At 68.3% G+C, this 22519-nt stretch carries 15 protein-coding genes; 1 reads left to right on the top strand and 14 read right to left on the bottom strand.

Features of this window, described 5'->3' with window-relative positions; all coding sequences use genetic code 11:
* Positions 1–3: 3 nt before the first annotated feature.
* The 14 genes from IPN47_00285 to IPN47_00220 form a co-directional block, all read right to left on the bottom strand.
* Complete coding sequence (locus IPN47_00285; protein ID MBK9406493.1) at positions 4–294, bottom strand: hypothetical protein; 291 nt, start codon at positions 292–294, stop codon at positions 4–6.
* Positions 233–3466 carry an efflux RND transporter permease subunit gene (locus IPN47_00280; protein ID MBK9406492.1) on the bottom strand — a complete coding sequence of 1078 codons (3234 nt, stop codon included), beginning with the start codon at positions 3464–3466 and terminating at the stop codon, positions 233–235. The genes IPN47_00285 and IPN47_00280 overlap by 62 nt, the downstream gene beginning before the upstream one ends.
* 4 nt (positions 3467–3470) lie before the next feature.
* Positions 3471–4505 carry an efflux RND transporter periplasmic adaptor subunit gene (locus IPN47_00275; GenBank protein ID MBK9406491.1) on the bottom strand — a complete coding sequence of 345 codons (1035 nt, stop codon included), beginning with the start codon at positions 4503–4505 and terminating at the stop codon, positions 3471–3473.
* A gap of 36 nt (positions 4506–4541) precedes the next feature.
* The gene (locus IPN47_00270) at positions 4542–6005 is read right to left on the bottom strand and encodes a TolC family protein (GenBank protein MBK9406490.1); all 1464 of its coding nucleotides are present in this window, start codon (positions 6003–6005) and stop codon (positions 4542–4544) included.
* Between the two features lie 109 nt (positions 6006–6114).
* A complete protein-coding gene (locus IPN47_00265; GenBank protein ID MBK9406489.1) occupies positions 6115–6765 on the bottom strand; it encodes a cytochrome c in 651 nt (216 codons plus the stop codon).
* Positions 6765–8117, bottom strand: a complete 1353-nt coding sequence (soxC, locus tag IPN47_00260; protein MBK9406488.1) for a sulfite dehydrogenase — start codon at positions 8115–8117, stop codon at positions 6765–6767. Before soxC ends, IPN47_00265 begins: the two co-directional genes overlap by 1 nt.
* Positions 8118–8237: 120 nt before the next feature.
* Positions 8238–9269, bottom strand: a complete 1032-nt coding sequence (locus IPN47_00255; protein ID MBK9406487.1) for a putative sulfate exporter family transporter — start codon at positions 9267–9269, stop codon at positions 8238–8240.
* A gap of 100 nt (positions 9270–9369) precedes the next feature.
* Positions 9370–10761, bottom strand: a complete 1392-nt coding sequence (locus tag IPN47_00250) for a RagB/SusD family nutrient uptake outer membrane protein (protein MBK9406486.1) — start codon at positions 10759–10761, stop codon at positions 9370–9372.
* A gap of 1159 nt (positions 10762–11920) precedes the next feature.
* Entirely contained in the window at positions 11921–13735 is a 1815-nt protein-coding gene (locus IPN47_00245) for a TonB-dependent receptor plug domain-containing protein (GenBank protein MBK9406485.1), read from the bottom strand.
* Positions 13736–13814: 79 nt separating this feature from the next.
* Positions 13815–13982, bottom strand: a complete 168-nt coding sequence (locus IPN47_00240; protein MBK9406484.1) for a hypothetical protein — start codon at positions 13980–13982, stop codon at positions 13815–13817.
* Positions 13979–15109 (bottom strand): hypothetical protein, encoded by a 1131-nt coding sequence (locus tag IPN47_00235; GenBank protein MBK9406483.1) that lies wholly within the window; start codon positions 15107–15109, stop codon positions 13979–13981. The genes IPN47_00240 and IPN47_00235 overlap by 4 nt, the downstream gene beginning before the upstream one ends.
* Positions 15051–15476, bottom strand: coding sequence for a hypothetical protein (locus tag IPN47_00230; GenBank protein ID MBK9406482.1), 426 nt, complete (start codon positions 15474–15476; stop codon positions 15051–15053). The genes IPN47_00235 and IPN47_00230 overlap by 59 nt, the downstream gene beginning before the upstream one ends.
* 226 nt (positions 15477–15702) lie before the next feature.
* Positions 15703–18756 (bottom strand): hypothetical protein, encoded by a 3054-nt coding sequence (locus IPN47_00225; GenBank protein MBK9406481.1) that lies wholly within the window; start codon positions 18754–18756, stop codon positions 15703–15705.
* Between the two features lie 130 nt (positions 18757–18886).
* Positions 18887–21052: an Ig-like domain-containing protein gene (locus tag IPN47_00220; GenBank protein MBK9406480.1), complete on the bottom strand. Its 2166-nt coding sequence runs from the start codon at positions 21050–21052 to the stop codon at positions 18887–18889.
* A gap of 146 nt (positions 21053–21198) precedes the next feature.
* On the opposite strand from IPN47_00220, the gene IPN47_00215 reads away from it, so the two are divergent.
* Positions 21199–22506 carry a YncE family protein gene (locus IPN47_00215; GenBank protein MBK9406479.1) on the top strand — a complete coding sequence of 436 codons (1308 nt, stop codon included), beginning with the start codon at positions 21199–21201 and terminating at the stop codon, positions 22504–22506.
* Positions 22507–22519: the final 13 nt, after the last annotated feature.

Genomic DNA, 22519 nt, shown 5'->3' with positions numbered 1-22519 from the left:
GCGTCAGAAGTAGTCTTCCATCGGAATCGTCGCGACGTGGAGGTGCTCGCCCTCCACGCCCGCGCTGCGATACGCTTGGAGCGCGTCGCGCAGTTCAGTCGCCCGCTCGGCGGGGACGACGCTCATGAAGACCGTCGCCGTCCCTGGCCAGGCGCGCGTCCCTTCGATGCGCCCGGTGCCCCCGGCCCCCCGCGCGTTCTCGAACTGCGTGTACCCGGGCGCCTCATGCGCCTCAAGCAGCGCCGCGATGCGTTGCGGCGTCGGCCCGCTGTAGATCAGGAGCAGGAGCTTCATCGGCTTCTCCGGCGCGGCGATGCATCAGCTCCCAGTACAGGAGCGGCACCACCACCATGGTGAGCAGGGTGGCCACGATGGCGCCCGACATGAGCGCCACCGCCAACCCCTGGAAGATCGGGTCGAGCACCATCACCAGCCCGCCGATAACGACGGCCGCGGCGGTGAGGGCGATCGGGCGGAAGCGCACGCTCCCCGCCTCGATCACCGCCTCGCGCAACGATCGCCCGCGCGCTTCGGCGAGTTGGATGAAGTCGACGAGCAGGATCGAGTTGCGCACGATGATCCCCGCCAGCGCGATCATCCCGATCATCGACGTCGCGGTAAAGAACGCGCCGGTGATCGCATGCCCCGGGAGGATCCCGATGAGCGTGAGCGGGATCGGCGCCATGATCACCAGCGGCGTGGTGAACGACTGGAACCAGCCGACCACGAGGACGTAGATGAGGATGAGCACCGCGGCGAAGGCGATGCCGAGGTCGCGGAAGACCTCGATCGTCACCTGCCACTCGCCGTCCCACTTCATCGCCAGCTCGTTCACGTCCGTCGGCTGCACCGCGTTGTAGCGCGCGATCTGCGCCCCGTTCACGCGCACCTGGTCGAGCTTCTCGTTCATCGCCAGGATGGCGTACACCGGCGACTCGATCGTCCCCGCCACGTCACCCGTGACGTAGATGACCGGGCGCAGGTTGCGCCGTACGCGCACGCCGTCACGCGTTCCGGCATCGACCGAAACGAAGCGGCCTAACGGCTGCGGCCCCATCATCGTCGCGACCGGGATGGAGAGCAGCGCCTCCACCGACGAGCGGTCTTCCAGCGCGAGGCGCGGGACGATCGCCGTCCCTTCACGTGCCTCGTCGCTTGGCGACACCCCCACCGGCGTCCCCGACAGGGCGAGGTAGAGCGTCTGCGTGATCTGCTCGACACTGGCCCCGCTCCGTGCGGCGAGGACGCGGTCGACGCGGAACGAGCGCTTGACCTGCGGCGCCTCGATCGTCCAGTCGACGTCGACCACGCCAGGCGTCGTCTCGAATACCTTGCGCACCTCGGTCGCCGCCGCGATGCGCACGCTGTCGTTGGGGCCGTAGATCTCGGCCACCAGCGTCGACATCACCGGCGGCCCCGGCGGGATCTCCGCGACCTTCACCGACGCCTCGAAGCGCTGGGCTATCGAGTCCAGGTGCGGCCGCACCGCGACCGCGATGTCGTGCGACTGCCGGTCGCGCTCTTCCTTGCCCAGCAGGTTGACCTGCACATCGACGACGTTGGCGCCGCGGCGCATGAAGTAGTGGCGGACCAGCCCGTTGAAGTTGAATGGCGCCGCCGTCCCCGCGTACACCTCGGTGCTCTTCACTTCGGGGACCGTGCGCAGGTACGCCGCCATCGACTCGCCTAACGCCTGGCTCGTCTCGAGCGTCGTCCCCTCGGGGAGATCGGCGATGACCTGGAACTCGCTCTTGTTGTCGAAGGGGAGCATCTTGACCTGCACCGCCTTGATGGCGAGCAGCCCCATCGAGCCGAAGAGCAGCAGGACCGTGACGCCGTAGAAGGCATAACGACGCCCCGCGCGCTCGATGAGCGGCGTCATGATGCCCGAGTAGAACGCGCCGAAGCGCCCCCCTTCCTCGGGCTCGTGCGCCCGGTCGACCGCCGCCGCTGCATGCTTGGCCACGTGTCCGCGCAGGAGCTTGAGCGCGATCCACGGCGTCACGATGAAGGCCACCGCCAGCGACGCGATCATCGCGACCGAGGCGCCGACGGGAATGGGACGCATGTACGGCCCCATCATCCCCGACACGAACGCCATGGGGAGGATCGCCGCGATGACCGTGAGCGTGGCGAGGATCGTCGGGTTCCCCACCTCATCGACCCCTTCCACCGCCGCCACTTCGGGCGTGCGGTCGCCGCGGACCATGTGGCGGTAGATGTTCTCCACCACCACGATGGCATCGTCCACCAGGATGCCGATCGAGAAGATCAGCGCGAACAGCGTGATGCGATTGAGCGTGTAGCCTAACGCGTAGTAGACGAAGAGCGTGAGCGCGAGGGTGACGGGGACCGCCACCAGCACCACGATCGCCTCGCGCCAGCCCAGGAAGATCCCGACCAGGAGGGTCACGGAGAGGGTCGCGATGATCAGGTGCAGGATGAGTTCCTGCGCCTTCTCCCCCGCCGTCTCGCCATAGTCGCGCGTCACGCTGAGCGTGACGTCCTTGGGGAGGAGCCGATCGTGCGCCGCCTCGACCCGCCCCTCGACCGCCTTGGTCACGAGCGTGGCGTTGGCTCCCTTGCGCTTGGCAATGCTGATCGTGACCGCCGGCTCGACCTTCCCCCCCGACTCGGCGTGCGAAACGTAGCTGTCGACCTCCCCGAACTCCTCGCGCACCGTGGCCACGTCGCGCAGCATGACGGGCGCCCCACCGCGGGCGCTGATCACCACACTCCCGACATCGGCCGCGTTGGCCAGGGGCGCCCCCACGTCGACACGATAGACCTCGTTCGCCGCCGTGAACTCCCCCGCCTGCAGCCGCGCGTTGGCCCCGCGCAGCGCCATCGCCACTTCGCCCGGTGTCACCCCACGCGCCGCCAGGCGCGACGGGTCAATCGTGACGCGAACCTGCTTGGGCTGCCCTCCCACGACCGACGTCTCCGAGACGTCGGTCACGGTGCGGATCTCGTCTTCGAGGTGCGTGGCAATCTGCCGCAGCTCGTTGGACGAATAGCGCGACGACGACAGCGTCAGCGTCATCACGGGGACGTCGTCAATGGAATGCGGCTTGACCAGCGGTGGCATCGCCCCGGCCGGGGCCTGATCCATTGCCGACGCCAGCTTGGCGTGCACCTTCGTGATGCTGCGCTCCTGGTCCTCGCCCACCTTGAAGCGCACGGTGACCATCGTGTAGCCCTCACCGGCCATGGCGTACACATGCTCCACGCCGGGAATCTCCCACATGCGCCGCTCGATGGGGCGCGACAGCAGGTTCTCCACCTCACGCGCGCCAGCGCCCGGGAGCGCGGCGATCACGTCGATCATCGGGACGGAGATCTGCGGCTCCTCTTCCCGCGGGGTCGCCAGCATCCCCAGCAGCCCCACGATCAGCGACGCCACCGTCACCAGCGGCGTCAGCTTTGACTGCAGGAACGCCTTTGCGATACGTCCGGAAATGCCCATGACCCTACTCCTTGACCGGCGCGTTAGGCACGTACACGGTGTCGCCGGCGGCGAGCCCGGCCAGGACCTCGATCCGGTCGCCGACAAGCGCCCCGGTGCGGATCCAGCGCGTGGTGGTCACGCCGCCGCTCGCCACCGTCACCCCGGTCAGGTCGCCCTCGCGACGCAGCGCCGAGGACGGGACCAGCAGCATCTGCCGCGTCCCCGTCCCTACTCGCAGGCGTGAGGCGCCACCGGCCAACAGCTTGCCGTCGCGGTTCTTCACGATGGCATTGACCGTGTAGAGGCTTCCGCCAGGTGCAGGGACGACACCCTCGACCGTCGCGGCGGCCTCCACCCCTTCGACCGTCACCGTGACCGAGGCACCGCGCTTCACGCCGGCCGCCACCTCGGGGGCAACCGTCGCCGCGATGCGCAGCGTGCTGTTGTCCTGCACCGTCACGAGCGGCGCCCCGGGGGCGGCGAAGGCCCCCGCATCAACGAAGCGCTGTGTGACCGTGCCGGCAAACGGGGCGCGCACCACGGCGTAGCCGGAGATCGCGTTGATCTCCGCCTCTCCCGCGCGCGCCGCCGAGACTCCGGCCGTCGCCCGGGCGAGCCCGGCTTCGGCCGCGTCGAGCTGCGCCTTGGGGGCGGCGCTGTCGGCGTACAGGGCGCGCATGCGCGCCGCCATCAGCTCGGCCTCACGATGCATCGCCTCGGCGCTGGCGATCCCCGCTTGCACCTGCTGTCGCTTCGCATCCAGGTCGCGGGCATCGATGCGCACCAACGGCTGTCCCGTTGCCACGCGATCGCCTTCCTTCACGAGGACGGCGATCACCGTCCCCATCAGCTTCGTGCTCACCGTCGCCTGCGCGAACGGCTCGGCGATCGCCGTCGCTTCCTGCGTCGCCACCACCGTCGTGTCGCGCATCGCGTACGGCGTGCCGACCGGCTGCGCGGCGGCCGCTTCGCGGACCGCGCTGTGTTCCGGGGCGCCACCGCACGCCGCGAGCGCCAGGGCAGTCGACGCCAGCACCGTCACCTTCAATACCTGCATAACGAGTCTCCGTGGACCGGTTGGGTGTGTGGACTGTTACGGTTCGGCGCGCGCCACGATCGGCGCGCTGTCGAGAGTACGCAGGGCGGCCGGGTCGAGCCCGAGCGCCTTGCGCCGTTCGGCGGTGCCGACGAGGAGCGCATAGCGCGCCCCCGCGTGCCCCAACCGGGTCTGCGTTTCGATCGCGGCGGCGTCGAGCAGTTCCACCACGGGGGCGAGTCCGCCCGCGTACTTGCGCCCGACAATCCGGTGCGCATCGGTGGCCTGCTTCACCGCGCGCTCGGCGATCTCGAGACGCGCCAGCGCCGTGCGAAGGGCCGTGGCGCTCTGCTGCATTTCCAGGCTTGCCTTCGCCTCGGCACCGTCGCGCATCGCCTCGGCCGCCTCTCGGCGGCTGGCCGTGGCGCGGACGTCACCCAGCTCCGACGCGCCGGCGAACGGCGACCACGACGCCATCACCCCGACCGTCCAGTTGTTGTCGCCCCCAAACGGACGCAGCGCCGAATTCCAGTCGTAGCGCGCAAAGCCGTTCAGGCGAGGGAGGTAGAGTGCGCGGGCGCGCCGTGCATCGGCGCCCGCCGCATCGGCGCCCGCACGCGCGGCGTCGACGTCGGCGCGCGCGTCGCGGGGCGACGCGTCGAGCGCCTCACGCGCCAGCGCGCGCAGGGCGTCGCTGGCGGGAAGTCCCGCCGGCAGCTGCCAGACACTGTCGCCCGGCGTGCCGAGGAGCGTGGCCAGGCCGAGGCGTGCGTTGAGCACGTCGCCCTGCGCCTCGATGAGGAGTGTCTCGACCTCGCCCGCCTTCACCGACGCGAGGAGCGCGTCGGACGGCGTGACGAGTCCGTTCTTCGACATCTCATCCGCCTGCTTCACGTGGGCGCGAGCCGCGCGGACCGCGGTTTCCAGCATCTCGACCTTCTCGGTCGCGAGCACGGCGCCAAAGTAGGCACGGATTACGTCGACGCGTGTGGCGATCGACGCCCAGTCGGCGCTGGCGCGCGCCGCATCACCAGCGTGCGTGGCCGCGCCACGTCCCACAAGGGCGTCCGCGTTGAACAGGGGCTGCTCGAGCACCATCGCCCCGGTGTAGTTGTTCGTCGCCGCCGGGTAGTTGAGTCGGCGTGGATCGAAGTCCTGCTGGGTGATGGTGCGTTGGCGCAGCGTGGTGCCGAACGCGCCGATCGGATCGGTCGTGCGCATGAAGCCAGCGTCGAAGCGCACGCTCGGCAGGATGCCCTTGAGCGGAGCGATCGCCTGCGCCCGTTGGGCGCGGGCCATCGCCCCCTGGGCGCGGTTGCCGTACGCGGATCGATCGGCGCGATCGAGGGCGTCTCCGAGGGAGAGCCGCGCTTGTGCGGCCGACTCCGGGAGTGATACCGACATCGCGCTTCCGGTCGCCTGGGCGGCCATCGTCGCCTGCGCGGCAAGGGCCGCCGGTGCCACGAGGGTGGCGAGGGCGGTCGCGGCGGCCCGGATACGAGAAGGAGAGAATCGCGTCATATGCTCGGTCTAGGGACTGAGCATATAACTAAGTGGTTATATAGCGATCGTCAATACCGCCCGGGCCGGAGAATCGCCCCGTTTCCCCCTTCCCTTCGCCGCGTACGGACTATTTGACCTCAGCCCCCCCCTTTCGCTCATCCGGGACGAATCGGTCCCGGTAGGGCATCTTCACCTCGCGTAGCGCCGCCGCGTCGAGCGTCGCGCTGTCGGGGACGATCCCGTTGGCCGAGAGGAGGTATGCGGTGAGGGCGTAGACCTCGTCGTTGGTCAGCGACCCGGGGTTGGCGTGGGGCATCGCCCGCTTCACGTAGTCGAAGATCGTCGTCGCGTACGGCCAGTAGTTGCCGATCGTCTTCACGAGCTTGGGGTCGTCTGCAAAGCGGAACCCTTCGGCGCTCGAGTCCCGGCCGACCAGGGCGGGATTCGGAGAGATGCCACCGACGCCTCCGACACCGTGGCACGACGCGCACGACGCGGCATACAGCGTCGCCCCCTGCGCGACGCTCCCCTTCCCGGGCGGCAGTTCGGCCCCGTTCTTCCCAACGTCGGTGTCCCAGGCGCCGAGGAGTGAGTCGCTCGGCTGACGGCCGAAAGCATAGCGAGTTCCCGCCCCCGGACCGCCGGCCACGGCACCGGCATCGTAGCGCTCGAAGGTTGCGGGAACGGTGCTGCCGGCGCTGGCCGAGGTTCCACTCCCCGCGCCACCGCAGGCGGTCCCCGCCAGGAGCAACACTACCGTGATGAGGTCGCGGCGCATCAGGTGGTCCCGTGGTAGAAGACGGCGCCGTCGCGTTGCACGCGCCAACCGGCGATAGCATTGAAGTGGTAGTCCGTGCCGGCGCCGCGCACCGCGATCAACTGCGACCGCGTCGGCTGCACGTACCCCGTCTCGTCGGTGGCTCGACTGAGGAGCGTCGCCTCCTCCCCCTCCCACTTCCACATGTACTGGAAGCGCACGTGGGCCTTGGGCTGCGGCGTCCCGCTCAACTCCGCGTCGTGCCAGGTCGTGCCGCCGTCGGTGCTCACCTCCACGCGCGCGATGCGCCCTCGCCCCGACCACGCGAGCCCGGATATCGGCCGCCACCCGCGCGCGTTGATCACGTCGGGATGCGACGGCGACGTAATGATCGACTTGGCATCCTGAACGAAGCTGAATTGCCGCGCCTTGCCGCCCAGGAGCGGATCGGTGTAGACCGACGTCTCCCAGCGCGTCATCCAGGGCTCCGTCCCCAGTTCGAGGCGTCGCAGCCATTTCATCGAGATGTTCCCCTCCCACCCGGGGAGGAGCAGGCGCAACGGATAGCCCTGCGCCGGGCGCAGCGGTTCACCGTTTTGCGCCCAGACGATCATCGCGTCCTCCCACCCCTTGGCGACGGGGACCGAGCGCGTCATGCGACAGGCATCGGCCCCCTCGGCGAGGAACCACTGTGCCTCGTCCTTGACCCCAACCTCGCGAAAGAGGGTGGCAAGCGGGACGCCGGTCCACTCGGTATTGCTCGTCATCCCGGCCACCGCCTGCGCGGTGAGGTTCGGCTTGGGATCCTTGAAGGGGGCGCGTCCGTTCCCCGAGCACTCGATGAAGTACGTGCGCGTGACCTGCGGCAGGCGGCGAATCTCCTCGACGCTGAACTCGGTGGGGCGTTCGACGAGACCGTGAATGAGCAGGCGATGCGTGGACGCATCCAGCGCGGGGACCCCGGCATGGTGCCGCTCGAAGTGCAGGTCCGACGGGGTGATGGTCCCGGTGAGATCGCCGAGTGGCGCGCGCGAACTCCCGGTCACCTGCCCCACGGGAACGCGCGACGGGTTCACGGCCGCCGCCCTGGCGCCCTGCGGCGTGGTCGGGGTGCCAAGGAGCGAGGCGGGGGCATCGCCGGCGGGTGTTGCGGCTGGCGATGGTGCCGGCGCCGCCGTCGGCGCCCCCGATTGCCCGATGGCCGCGGTCGGAATCGAGACGACGATCGCCCCACCGACCGCCCCGGCGGCCCCCGCCAGGAGGGCACGACGACTCACGCGTTCCGGGGCGCGGCGCGCCTCTTGCGACGCGACGACGGGCGGATCGTTAGGCTCGGCGTCAACTGAGGGGTGCGCCGTTGGGTCCACGTCCATCCTCCTGCAAAGGGTGTCGGTCACGCGCAGTGCGCGTTCACACGGGCGGACAGTTGAGCGAACAGACGAGCGAGCTTGCGAGCGTACGTGCGACGGATCGAATCGCGCGACAGTCCCGAGTCACGGAGCCGTGGTCGGGAGCCACATCACTACCACCGCGGCCAGCGCGCAGAGCGAGAGCAGGGAAACTGTCGCCGTCGCCGCCGTTCGCCACCCCACCCGCCGCAGGAGTTCTACCTCCACCCCAAGACCAAGCGCCGCCATCGAGATCACGGTGAGCAGGTGCGACCCCTGCTGCGCCCCCACGGACACGAAGGGAGGGACGACTTCGCTCGATCGCAACACGGTCGCCACCAGGAAGCCCATCACATACCACGGCACCACACGCCCCCAGGGGACGACGGCTTCCGCGTGGTGCGCCACCTTGCGCTCCAGCAGCGAGACGATGGTGACGAGTGGAATGAGCATGAGGACGCGCACGAGCTTGACCACCGTCCCCACTTGCCCGGCCTGCACGCTCACGGGATAGGCGGCTGCCAGCACCTGCGGCACCGCATACACCGTGAGGCCGGTCGCCACGCCGTACGACAGGTCGTCCAGGGCAAGCCAGGCGCGCACGAACGGGAGGACGAGGACGAGGGCCAGGCTGAGGATGGCCGTGTACGCCACCGCCGACGCCGTCTCCTCGCGCTTGGCACCGATCACCGACGCCACGGCGGCGATCGCCGAGTTGCCGCAGATGGCGTTGCCCGAGGCCACGAGCAGGGCATGCGACCGTGGCAATCCGAACAGGCGCCCCCACAGCAGCCCCACGCCTAACGCGAGGATGGTCGTCACCACGATGGCCGAGGCGAGCACCCCGCCCGCACGCGCCATCCAGCGCACGTCGGTCGCGAATCCCAGGAGGACGATCGCCACCTCGAGCAACTGCTTGGCTGCCAGCGCGATCCCGTCGTGGGCCCAGGCCGGCGGGTGCCAGAGCGCGCGCACCGCGATCCCCAGGAGGATCGCCAGGACCACGGCGTCGATCCCCACCCGTGGCAACTCCCCGCTCAGCCACCGTGCGCTCACCACCGCCACCCCGCCGAGGGCTGCCGTCACGACGACGCCGGGGATGGGGGAGATGAGTCGGGGAAGCGCCGAGGGAGGCATCGCCCAAAGCTGCGCCGCGGCGCTGCATCGGACAATGCCTCCCTCGTTCACGCCACCGAACGCGTGGCGTGGGCGGTCGAGCCGTTAGGCGCCGACCGCGCTAGATCCCGCTCACCTGCGTGCACCCCTTGGGCTGCGGCGAGCGCTGGTTGCACTCGTCGGCCGGTAGCGGCACGATCGGGTAGATGCGGTGCGTGGGCGCGAACTTCGGCAGCTGCGCCAACCGCCCGTAGCGCCGCATGTCGACCCAGCGGTTGCCGTACTCCCCGAACAACGAGTAGCGGCGGTTGTACAGCAGTTCGTCGATCAGGTTGCCCGCGAAGTTGGCGTCGAGCGGCGCCAGCCCGCCGGCCACTGTGCGCACCACATTGAGGTCCCCGATCGCCGCGGCGCGATTCCCCAGGTTGGCGTTCGCCTCGGCCCGCATCAGGAGCAACTCCTCGTTGCGGATGAGCGGATACGACGCAGCATTGCTGGCCACGAGGTTGAGGCGCTGGTTGGACGACACGCCTTGGCTCGTGAGCGTGATGGTGCTGATCGCCACCTTCGCGGTGCGCAGGTCAGGGGTGTTGTCCGCCCTCCGCTGCGCGTCGGCGAGGAACGACGGATGCGCCACCAGTGCGCGCGGCGAGGCGTCGAACATCGGGTTGGTGGCATCGCCCGACGCGGTGCTGAAGGTGTGATACACCCCCGTAGCGAGCGTCGCGGCGGTGGCCGGCGTGGCCGCGATGAACGACTCGGAGAGCGCGGTCAGGGCGTCTTGCCACCGCCCACGATCGATCTCCAGTCGCGCCTTGAGCGCCCGGTTCACGCGCAGGAACGTCACGGGCGTGTTGAATCCGGTGAAGCCGCTGGTGAGCGCGAAGGCGAAGCTCGTTCCCGCTGCGTTGAGATGCGTCCGCGCCTCATCGAGCAGCGCGGCAGCACGCGTGTAGCCAGCATCCTTGGTCACGAAATCCCCAAGCTTGGTAGCCGTCGGGTCGACCTCGAGGACGATGCCGAAGGTGTCGCGCACCCGTAGCTGCTCCATCAGGGCGAGTGCCTCGAACGTCTTGGTGAAGCCCCGTACCCCTTCTTTCTGCGCCGCGGTGTAGTTCCCCACCTTCTCCACCGCGCCCAGGATCGTTTCGGCCTGCAGCACCTGGCGATACGTATTGGTCCACCCGAGGTCGGTGCCGAAACCACCAGGCGTCAGCGGCTCCACCAGGAACGAGAGGAAGTTGCGGGGCTCGGCCTGGTCCAGGTTGTACATCTCGCGACCAAAGATGCCGAGCGTCTGCGAGAAGGTCCCGACGCCACCGCGGGCGCCAACCAGCAACCCGATGACCGCCGTGTTCACCGTGCCGGCATCCGGATTGTTGAGCAACCCGTCGACATTCGGCGAGTTGTAGTTGGGAACCGTGATTTCCTTGCAGCCGCTGAAGAGCGTGACCGCGCTGACGAGCGCCGCCACCGTCATCCGCCGGAGGGCGGTCGTGTGTCGTGTGCGCATCGATCAGAACTCCACGTTGAAGTTGAGCCAGAACGTACGGCTGGGCGGATAGGCGGCGAGTTCGCGGTTGCGCTGCACCGCGTCGGGGACGTTTCCCGCACCGAAGTTCGCCGCCTCCGGATCGCCACCGCGGAAGTTGGTCCACCAATACAGGTTGCGGCCCGAGAGCTGCACGCGCGCACTCTGGGCACGGCTCCACCCGCGCTGCACCAGCCAGGTCGGGATGTCGTAGCCCACCGTGAGCTCGCGGAGCTTCGTGTACGACGTCTCCTGGTAGTAGATGCGGGTCACGACGAGGTACGTGTTGCGCCGGAAGTCGCCCAGCTTCTGACCGCCCGGGCCCGGATCGTCGAAGTCGCGCGAGTTCTGTCCCAGGTCATAGTGCCGCCACGTGCCGTTGGCGAGCATCCCGCCCTGCTGGCGATCGAGGAGCGCGAAGGCAGAGAAGCGCCCGAAGCGCACTTCGTTTGACCAACCACCGTTCCAATCAGGGTTGCCGTCGCCCATGAGCACACCGCTGGGATACAGCGTCCGCGGCGACTGCGGCAGCGTGTCGTTGCCGATGAGCTGTGTCGCCGACTTCCCCTTCTCCACGCGCACGGCGCCCACCTGGAACGTGCCTAACAAGAAGGCCGGCACCGGGAGGTTGGTGATCTCGCTGCGGTTCATCCCCCAGTTGACGCGCGTGTTCCAGCTGAAGCTTCCGCGCTGGATCGGGGTGAGTGTTCCCGCGACCTCGACGCCCCACACCTTCATCTCCGCACCGTTCGACACTTCCGACGAGTAGCCGCTGGTCGGCGGAAGCGTGCGCGTGATGAGCAGGTCCGAGATGTTGCGCTGGAAGCCGGTGAGCTCGAGCGTTCCCCGGTTGTTGAACATCGCCAGGTCGAGACCGCCCTCGAGTTCGCGCTGCCGCTCCGGTCGCACGTCCGATGCGCCGAGCCCCGTCCCGATGCGGAAGGCGCCAAGCCCCCCGATGTTCGACGACGCCAGCCCGGTGAACTTCTGGCCATACAGCGGCTGGTTCCCCGTCTCGCCATAGGCCAGGCGCAGCTTCAGTTCGTCGATCTTGCCCGGCAGGAGTTGCGGCAGGCGATACGACGCCGAGGCCTTGGGAAAGAGATAGAACTTCCCGACGTCGCCGTTGTTCGACGAGCGGTCAGCGCGCGCACCAACCGTCAACAGCAGGCGATCGTTGTACAGGAGCTCGGTCTGCCCGAAGACGCCGAAGTCCTCGGTGAGGATGCGCGTCTCCGACAGGTCGCGCACCGTCCCCGACGTCACGACCTCGAGCCCACCCAGGAGGTTCTGCGCCGAAGAGCGCGACTCGTTGTAACTTGCGGCGCTCATACTGCGTCCCGAGCTGCGTGGTCGCCGTCCAACGGGTGATCGGGCGCCACACATGCACCAGGTTCAGGTTCACGTTCGCCTGAACATTGGAGGCACTGCCGACGGTCGACGTCCCCGGCAGCCCGTCGAGCGGCTCGTACTGCAGCACCGGCGGCGAGTACACGTTGTTGCCCTGGTTCAGCACGTCCGTTCCGCCAAACCCGACGAAGCGCAACTCCTGGCGCTTGCTCGCGAGAATGTCCCACGTGAGCTTGGCCGTCGAAATGTTGCGCCAGACGCCCTCCTCGTTCTTGACCGCGTCGATCGTGTGGAACGGGTTGGAGTTGTAGAACGGGTTGACCGGGTACGAGCCATCAGCGTTGCGGCGCAGGTCGAGGAAGCTCGGGATCTTGGTCAGCGTGTAGGCGATCGAGTTGCCCGCGTTGTCGTTCCCGAACAACCCGCGGTCGCCTAACGTGCGCAGCACCTCCGATCCCACCTGCAACTCCATTCGGTCGTTGAGGCGCTGGTCGACGTTGACGCGGAGCCCCATCTTCTGCGAATAGGAGTTCTTGACGATCCCCTCTTCCTTGCGCGTGTTGGCGGAGATGAAGTAGCGCGTGTCCTGCGATCCGCCACTCACCGACAGCGTCGCCTCGCGGTTGAGCGGCTGCTCCCCGTTGTAGATCATCTCCTCGTAGTCGAGGACGCGATTGGGATCATAGTACTGCGCCGCCAGCGGACCGAACGCCTTGGTGGCGTCCTCCACCGTCTTGAATCGGCGCTGTCCGTTGCGATACGCGAGTTCACCCGTCCCGAGCCCGGTGCGCAGGTTGAACTGCGGACGCCCGGCGGCACCGCGCTTGGTGGTGATGATGATGACACCACCCGAGGCCTTGGAGCCGTAGATCGCCGCCGCGGCCGACCCCTTGAGGACGTCGATCGACTCGATGTCGTTGGGGTTGATGTCGGAGATGCGATTCACCGGCGCCTCCTGCGACACGGCGGAGATGGCCGTGCCGCCCGCGCGCGTCACCAGGTTGGTCCCCTGCCCGATCGACACGTCGGAGGTGATCACGCCATCGATCACGTAGAGCGGCTGCGCGCTTCCGAGGATCGACGAGATGCCGCGGATACGCACGCGGTTTCCACCGCCGGGGGCACCGGTGCTCGTCGAGATCTGCGCGCCGGCCACCTTCCCCTGCAGCGCCTGGTCGACCGACGGCGACGACACCTTCGCCACCTGCTCGGCGCTCACGCTGGCCACGGAGTTCGGCAGGTTGCGGCGCGAGATCCCCGTTGCCTGCCCGCTGATGACCACCTGGTCGAGCTTGAGCGCGTCCTTCCGCATGACGATCTGCACCGTGGACGCGCCGGCCGCGACCGTCACGCTGACCGGCGGGTAGCCGAGCCGCCGGACGTCGAGCACGACCTCACCCGTGGGCGCGGTGATCGTGAAGGACCCGTCGGCACGCGACAGCGCCCCGACCGTGGTCCCGCGCACTTGCAGCTGCGCCGATGCGATCGGCGCATTGCTCCCTTCCTCGACCACCGTCCCGGTGATCTGTCGCGTGCCACCCTGTGCCGCTGCCGTGCCGGCGAACAGGGCGACGCCCGCGAACGCTGCCAACAATAGTCGTCGCATGATTCCTCTGTGGAGATGAGGTGTGAGCTGGTGTTTCACAATCGATACGCCCCAGCTCTGGGCCGCCGCACTGGCTCGGTCAGTACTTCCACCACGGGGCCGTTGTCCCCGTCGGCATGTGGCGCAACCCGTGCATCGCCATTTCCTTGAGGCGCTGCGCGGCGGTGACCGGCCCGCTCCAGCAATGCGGCTTCTGGTCGCCGTACAGGAAGTACCCTTCGTAGTGCGGGTTCTCGGTCGTCTTCATCCACGCCTCCAGTTCCCGCGTGGCGCGATCGAGGAAGTAGGTGTCGGCATCGCCCGTGTAGATGTGGAGCTTGTCCACGAGCTTGGGGCCGACCGTCTTCCAGTTGCGCTGCAGGTAATACAGCAGGTCGTAGTGTCTCGCGCCAGTACCCTCCGCGACGCCCCGATCGACGACTTTTCCCCGGTCTGCTTGTCGAAGACGGGCTTGAAGTAGCCGTCCTCGCCTAGCGGGCCATACGTGGCGGACCAGATGTCGAGCTGGTGTCCCGAGCGGCCACGCGTGCCGTTGACCAGCTCCATCCAGTTGCGCTGCTGCGAGGTCTGCCGGACCTCGCCGTTGATCTCCCGCGAGTTGATGGTGGGGGTGCGGTGCCACTCGGTGATCTGCTTGTAGTACGCGTTGGTATCCTTGTAGATGTTGATCCCTTCCACGTCGGTGAACGTGACCGGATCGGGACAGTACGCCCACGTGCCGCCGAAGAAGTCCGGGTTGAAGATCTGCAGCGCGAGCGCTTCCCACCCGCCGGTCGAACCGCCATGCAGCCAGCGCGCCCACGGCTCCTTGATGACGCGATAACGCTTCTCCACCTCGGGGATCAGCTCCTGCATGATCGCATCGCCGTACGGGCCGCTGTTGACCGAGTTCACCGCATACGAATCGTCGAAGTACGGCGTCGGATGCTGGAACGTCACCACGAGGACGCGTGGGAAGTCGTCCTTCATCCACTCCTTCCCCAGGTCGCTCGCCTCATCCCACCGCATCGGGTTGCCCGACGAGAAGTGGCCCTGTTCATACAGCACCGGGTAGGCGGTGGTGCCGCGGTGGTAGTCGCGGGGCAGGAGGATCGTCGCCCCGAGGTAGATCGGCCGCCCCCAGAACTTGGAAAGCGACGGCGACTCGAAGCGGAACCGCTCGACCCACGGGGTGTTGGCCGGCACCGCGATCGGCGGGATCTTCTGGTCGGCCGCCAGCCGAACCACCCCGCCCTTCAGCGGATCGAAGGTCACCTTCTGCGGCACGGAATACAGGTTGCCGGGGGAGCGAGTCCACTGCTGCCCCTCCCACTGGTCATCGTGCATCCACAGCACCTTCCCGTCGGCGCGGGGGAACTCGGTGTAGACGTTCACCACCGCCTGCACCCAGTAGGTCCCCGGCGGGGATCTCGGCCAGGTCCCAGACCGGGTGCCCCAGGTCGCTTCCGCCCACCACGGCGGCGCGCCCCGGTTGCAGCTGCTCGACGTCCCGCCCGAACATCGGGGCGCCGATGCGCCCGATCTGCAGCCGCGGCTCCGACTGGTTCGTGCGCGAGAGGATCACGAAGACCCGCCCGGTGGTCGGCTCCGCACGCACGGCCGCCGGAATGGTCACTTCGAAGCGAAGCTTCGCCCGGCCGGACGGCCACCCCGCCGGCGTCGGCGCGCCCGCCTGCGCTCCCGCGACCGCTGCCGCGTCCGGAACCGGGCGTTGCGCCAGCGTCGGGGCTGGCGTCGCCATAGGCGGCAGCGGGCCGCGCGCCAAGGCCGCAGAGTCCGCCTCACCGCCCTCTGTGACCCCCGCTGGGCCCGCCGCCCCCCCTCCCCCCAGAACCCTCCCCCCCCCAGGCCTCGCGCGCCAGGGAGAGCGGGCGTTGGCCCTTGGGCGGGCAGTACCGCAGGCTTGAAGGCGGGCACGGAATCCCGTCACAACGCGATCTTCGCGAGCAGCGCGGGCGGCATGCAAGTCAGGGCGTGACGCCCCTCCCCCCCGTCCCCAACCTGCGGCCGCTGGAGCCCCCCCCCAGGCCTCTAGGGGGAGAGGAAGACGGGAAGACGGGCCACTCGTCCCGTCTCTCCCCATGGGAGGCCGCCGCCGGTCTCGCAGGAGGCGCCGCCTTCCCCGCATGCAGGTCGTTCCAGTTGAGGATCGCGTTGAAGCCGAGGAAGTAGGTCCCCTGCGTCTGCCAACGCCAGAACGGCCGGATCGCGAACATCACGACGTGCCCGTCACCGACGGTCGCATCGACGACCTGCGCGCGCCCCGACAGGAGCTGCCCATTCTGCAACGTCCCCGACAGGAGCATGTCGTTCGGATTGGTGGGGAACGACATCACCACGCGCGGACGCCCCTGGTCGACGTTGATCCCGAACTGCGCCGCCATCGCCCGCAAGTTGGCGCCTTCGTCAGCTGCCGGTGCCGCCGGACGTGACGCCGACGAGTCCTGCTCCCACGGCGAGAGGCGCAGCTTGGTCGCCATCGGCGTGATGTTCTGGCTCGGACCGCCGCCACCACCCAGGAACGCCGCGAACTCCGCCGGAACGCCGCCCCCGCCCGCGCTGATCACGGGCGACTGGTTGAAGTACACGGGGAGCTGCCCCCCCTCGTATCCGTAGGCGATCGGACTCTTCTTGTCGGCGATGATCCCGCGCATGATCGATCCGCGCGCGAAGAGCGCCGCCGGCTCCTCGATCGTGATCCCGGGCGTCATGCCGAAGGCCGGGAAGATCGTCGACGTCGACCCTTCCACGATGAGCGTCCCCCCCGCCTTCACGAACTTCTGCAACTCCACCAGCCCTTCCATCCCCATGCCGCCGCGGATGTCCTCCGACTGGTCGAGCGCGCCCAGGTTGGGCGTGGCCGCCGTCTTCTGGTACGGGAGCGGGAAGGCCGACGTCTTGGCGATCCCATTCACGTGCGAGATCGCGTTCCCGCCGACGCTCGGGTAGATGATGACGTCGTACTTCGCGCGCAGGCTCCCCTCCTTCAGGCGCTGGTCGGCAAAGTACGTGTAGGGGACGCCGTAGGTGTCGAGCGCCGCGCGCACCCACCCTTCGTCCTGCGTGCGCTGCCAGGCGTGCACGTAGCCGATGCGCGGTACGTCGAGCTCGTGCGTGGCCACCGTCGGCGCCGCCGCGACCGCCACGGCCGAGAGGCCGAGCTCACGCAGCGACGACTCGAGCTTGCCGCGATCAGCGCTCGGGATGATGAACGACCCGGCGCGGAACGACTTGCCGTTGAGCGTGAAGTCCTCCTCGGCGGCCAGCATCTTCACCGTCGCGTTGGCAAACCGGAACTTCATGAGGTTGTTGTCGGTGGTGTGCTCCACCACCACGACGGACCCTGTCCCGTCGATCCCGCCGGACGCCTTCACGTCGGCCGTCACCGGCGTCATCGCCTGCGCGAGGATCGCCTGGTCGGTCACTTCCGACACCTTGAAATTGCGCGTGAGCTGGTACGTCCAGCCGGTGTCGTCGTACGGGCGCGGGTTCCCCGGGGCGAAGTTCTGCACGGAGAAGTACATCTCGGGGAGGATGCGGTACGGCTGGTCGCCACGGATGATGTAGTCGCCCGGCTTCACCTCGACGTTCCCGGCCTTGAAGGCCGACGTCGCCGTGTGGAACTCGAGCCCCTGCACCCGCAGCGCGTTGACCGCATCGGCCACCTCGCCCTTGCGACGCTGCCCCGCCGGGATCACCCAGGCGTAGGTCGGACCGTTCTTCCCCTTCTCCACCTGGCGCTTGTTCTTCAGCCAGTAGTTCTCCAGGTAGGTCTCCTTGTTCTTCGCCACGTGGTTGAGGGCGATGAGGAGCGCCGACTGCTGGATGTTGACGTTGTTGCGCGGCCCCCACTTGATGCTGGCCAGCGGCGGGTTGGGGCGGAACCACTCGCGGCTCGTCTGCGTGGCGCCCAGGCGCACCGTCGAGGTGTCGGGGCCGTAGCTCTGCACTTCATAGAAGCGCCCGGTCGCGTTGTGCGCGTGGGCGGCAAAGAACATGTAGTTCGGGACCCATCCGTCGTAGAAGCCGTACGTCCAGACGCCCGGCACGCCGCGCTTGGTCAGCTCCATCACTTCCGTCTTGGCGAGCAACCACCACTCGTCGATCGTGATCGGGTCGATCGCCTCGTTGTAGGGCCCCGTCCCCGTCGAGGTGTACAGGTAGTTCGACGCCTCGTGCAGGTCGTGCATGATGGGCGGGTGCCACTCGAGGAAGAACTTGTTCACGTGCTGCGACAGCTTGAGGAACTGCCCCATGTTGTCGCGGTTGTTGTCGTGCGCGACGTACTTCCCCCAGTACATCAGCGGGAGCCGCTCGCTCCCCGCCGGGCGCTTCTTGTTGAAGTAGTAGGTGTCGACGTGCTTCTCGCGCCCGTCCACCTCGATCACCGGCGTGATGAACGTGATCACGTTGTTGCGGATCGTTTGCACGTACGGCGTCTCCTCGACGATGAGCCGGTACGCCAGCTCCTGCAGCGTCTCCGGGCCACCGGTCTCCGGCGAGTGCATCCCGCTCGTGAGCCAGTAGATCGGCTTGGCCGTCGCGATGAGCTCCTTCGCCTGTGCCGCGCTCGTCTTTCGCGGGTCGGTCAGCGCGGCGAGCTTGGCCTTGTAGCTGTCGAGATCGCGAATCGTCGCCTCGTCGCCGATGGCGAGCACGAACATGTCGCGCCCCTCCTCCGACTTGCCGATCGTCCAGAACTTCGCGCGCGGCGACGCCTTGGCCAGCGCCTCGAAGTAGCGCTGGATGTCGCGCGCATACGTGAGTTCGCCCGGCTGGCCGACGATGCGCCCATGGAACTTGAGCGGCGTCGGCACGGTGCTCGAGGCCGGGAGGTGATCCACCAGCTCGGTGGTGATGCGCGGGTCGCGCAGATTCTCGCGGATGAGGCGGGTGTACTCCTCGTCCTGCTGTTGCGTCGCCTGCGCTCCGAGCGGCGCCGCAAGAGCGCTCGCGCCGAGAAGCAGGGCGGCCGCCACGCTCGACGTACGGAGCAGGCGTGTGCCGCGCGGGATGGACATCGTGAGATCGGGGTGCGGGAGTCTCGGAGGCGACCACCCTCGTGGCGGTCGTTACCAAGTTCTACGCCCGAAGTCCGGCGAACGCTAGCAGGCCCCGCGCGCGCGGCCGGCCACCGTCGACGATCGCCCCCTACTCGTCGCGCGACGCGGTCACGGTCGATGCACCGCCACAACCGCGCCGATCGTACACCGCGCGCGCGAACGCGGCATCGCGCGACGTCAGCGTCTGCACGATCGCACGCGGCGCCATCAGCCGGTTGCGGGCGAGGGACGGAGGGGGCCCCGGGCGTCGTGGCCTCCCCTGGAGAGGGGTGGGGAGCTCTGCGGCCGGCTGCTTCGCCGCCCACAGCCCCGAGTTGAAGTCGGTGAACAGGACGCGCCCCTTCCACGGCATCGCATTCATCACGAACGACGCATTGGAGGTGAGCCCCTTGGGATCGAACGACTTGAAGACGGCAATCTCCCGGTTCTGGTTGGCCAGGTTGCCTAACAACTCGCCCGACACGTCGACCACGCGCACCCCGCCGTCGTAGTACGCCTGGTACAGGATGTCGTCCTCGACGATGATGTCGTGTGCGCCGTAGTCCTCGAGGTGGTAGCGCCCGACCTTCTTCATGTTCATCGGATCGGTCGCGTCGACGATGTGGACGTAGCCCCCCGACGTCTGCGCAATGCCCCCTGACTGTCCGAGCGAGGCGAAGTAGTTCGTGCCTTCCCACACCCGACCGGCGCGGTTCATCTCCTCGTCGCCGATGAACAGGTAGGTCTTCCCCGTGCTCTTCTGGACGTACGGATAGATCTCGTGCCCCGAGTTGATCGGGAAGACGTTGATGAGCTTCGGCTTCTGGATTGTCCCTCCCCACTTCCCGTTGCCGACGTCGACGATCACCGTCCCCGCCCCCCCCTGCGCGGAGTAGGCGATCCCGTCACGCACCCACAGGTCGTGGATGCGGGCGCCGGGATGCTTGTACTCGCTCACGTACTTGGGCGCGTAGATGTCCTTCACGTCGATGATGACGTACTTCTCGCCGCCGGAGATCGCGAACAGGTAGTCGTTCGTGGCAAAGGCGTTATGCACGCCGCCGGTGAGTTCCTTGTCGAACGTCGAGGCGATCTTGGGATGCGCGGGCGTCGCCAGGTCGAGGATCACCACGCCGTTCACGCGATTCGACGCCCCTTCGCGCGTGATGACGCCATAACGCCCGTCAGGCGAGATCGTGACGTCGTTGATCGTGCGCGCATCGACCTTGACCGAGTCGGTCTTCACGATGTTGTTGAGGTCCGTGATGTCGAAGATGATGGCGTAGCCATCGCCCCCCCACGTCCCCACGATGCAGTAGTCGCGGCCGTCCTTTCCGGTCCACGGCCAGAGGTCCGACGTCGCCGTCGTGTTGATCGTCCCGCGCCCCGTCACCGTGATCTTGCGCCGCACGTCGCGCGGCTTCACGTCGATGACCGTACGGCTCAGCGCCGTCCCGGACTGCGCCACCAGGGTGAAGCGCCCCGGGGCGTTCGCCGCAAAGATCGGCATCCCGTCCGGTGCGCGGTCGATGATGGCCGGGCCGCCAGGCGCAACCGTCGTGTCATCCGGCGTGTAGAGGTAGCTCCAGTCGATCTTGGCGTCGCTCACCGTCTCGCCGTTGGCCCGCTTGGCCGCCGCCGCCAGGTGCACGACGTCGCCGGTGCTCACCGACGTCTCCTTGATCGTCGCCTCGATGCGCGCCACCGGGCTCGCCACGACCGCGTAGCGCTTCTGGGCGCTCACGCCCTCGGCCTCGGCCGAAATGGAGACCGCCCCCGGCTTGAGCGCCGTGACGTTGCCGAACCGATCGACGGTGGCCACGCTCGCGTCGGAGGTGCGCCAGGTGACCGTCAGCCCGACGCGCGGCGAGCCATCGGCGTGCGACCCCTTCGCCGTGTGGGCCAGCATCGTCCCCGTGTAGAGTCGGGCCGCCTCGCCCGTCAGCTCGATGGTGGCCAGCGCTGGCCACGACACGATCACCGGAATGTCGAGGGTGATCGCCTCGATGCCACGACCGAGGAACGCCGACGCCACCACCGTGAACGACCCCGCCTTGAGCGCCGTCAGCTTGCCGTCGGCGTACTGCACCGCCCCACGCGGCCCACCGACGCGCACCATGGCGTCGGCTACTTCCTTCCCGTCCTTGTCGAGCGCGGTCACCTTGAGCGGGACCGTCTCCCCGGCCTTGAGCGTCAGGCGCGACGGCTCGGCGACGATCTTCACTACCCCCTGCGCGTACTGCGCCGGGAGCGCGGTGGAGAGGGCAGAAGCCATGACAATGGCTGTCGTGACGAAGCGAAGGCTTCGCGCTACGTTCATGAGCGATGTTCTCCGTCGATGGGGGACCGCTGCGTCGCAGCGGACGGCACTTCAGGGCTTCAACCGGCACGGGCGCGGGCCCGCTGCAGCGAGCGATGACAATGGCCGACGTACGATTCCGTCGCAAGACAATCACCGCCGCCGGTGTGGCCCTCCTCGGCATGACCGCCCTCGCACCGGAGGCGCGCGCGCAGCGACCGGTCGCGCGCCCCATGCGACCGGCCACCGCCCCCAAGCCAGCGACCGCCGCCACTGCGGCGAGCGCCGTCGCCACCGCCAAGGCTCCCGTACCACCCACCGCCACCTATTGGGTGTACGTCGGTGCCGAATCGGCCGACCGCATCCATCGTGTCAGATTCGGCCCCAAGGGGGCGGAGGTCGAGAAGACCATCCTGATCGGTGAACTCGCCGCCGAAATGGAAGGGCCCCACGGCCTGCAGATCTCGCCGGACGCCAAGTGGCTCTACATGACCACCGGCCACGGCACCCCAGACGGCAAGCTCTGGAAGTACGCGTTGGGCCCCGACACCCTCGCCGGCCCCGGGATCTCCCTCGGGAAGTTCCCCGCCTCGCTCGACGTCACCCCGGACGGGCTCTACACCTTCTCCGCCAACTTCAACCTGCACGGCGAGATGGTGCCGAGCAGCATGAGCGTGGTCTACACGCCCACCATGACCGAGGTCGCGCAGGTCGAGACCTGCACCATGCCGCACGGGAGCCGCATCGAGCCCAGCGGGGCGATGCAGTACTCGGGGTGCATGATGGATGATCAGCTCGTTGAGATCGACACGCGCACCTTTTCGGTCGCGCGGCGCTTTTCGCTGGCCAAGGGAAAGGAAGGTCCGATCGCCATGCAGCCGGCGGCGGGAGGTCATGCCGGTCACAAGATGGAGACCAAGCCCGATTCGGCCAACGCGCATGCCGCGCATCAGATGGATGCGAGCGAGGGACACGGCGTGTCGATGAGCGCGACCTGCTCCCCCACCTGGGCCCAGCCCTCGGCCGATGGCAAGGTCGTCTTCGTCACCTGCAACAAGGGCGACGAGATCCTGGAAGTCGATCGCGCCTCGTGGCGCGTGTCGCGCCGCCTCAAGACCGGGCGCGGCCCGTACAATCTCGCCGTCACCGCCGACGGGAAGTACCTCGTCGCAACGCTCAAGCAGGGCGCTGGCTTCGAGGTCTTCGACCTGTCGCAGGGGAAGAGCGTGGCGACCTTCAAGAACTCCACGACCGTCGCCCACGGCGTCGTGACCAGCCCCGACTCGCGCTACGCCTTCGTCTCGAGCGAAGGGGTGGGCGCACAGCCGGGGAAGGTCGACGTCTACGACCTGCAGGCGATGGTCAAGGTGGCCACCGTCGACGTGGCGCAGCAGGCCAGCGGGATCACCTTCTGGAAGATGGAGCGGTGATCCCGCGCCCCGG

The organism is Gemmatimonadota bacterium, from assembly GCA_016719105.1.
Taxonomy (GTDB): Bacteria; Gemmatimonadota; Gemmatimonadetes; order Gemmatimonadales; family Gemmatimonadaceae; genus SCN-70-22.
This window is presented reverse-complemented; position numbering and strand designations above follow the sequence as displayed.